The 226-nt window shown below is 48.7% G+C and carries 1 rRNA gene; it reads left to right on the top strand.

Annotated elements, in window-relative coordinates:
- Position 1: 1 nt before the first annotated feature.
- Positions 2–226 (top strand): 23S ribosomal RNA (locus ON058_RS11095); the annotation flags it as partial.

Below are 226 nucleotides of genomic sequence, written 5' to 3' on the forward strand. Positions count from 1 at the left end.
GAGTCGACCCCTAAGGCGAGGCCGAAAGGCGTAGTCGATGGGAAAATGGTTAATATTCCATTACTTCTGTGTAATGCGATGAGAGGACGGAGAAGGCTAAATCAGCCTGGCGTTGGTTGTCCAGGTGAAAGGATGTAGGCATGTATCTTAGGCAAATCCGGGGTACTCTATGCTGAGATCTGATAGCAAGCTGTACTTGTACAGCGAAGTGGTTGATGCCATGCTT

Origin of the sequence: Demequina sp. B12 (genome assembly GCF_028823635.1) — a bacterium.
Classification (GTDB): Bacteria; Actinomycetota; Actinomycetes; order Actinomycetales; family Demequinaceae; genus Demequina.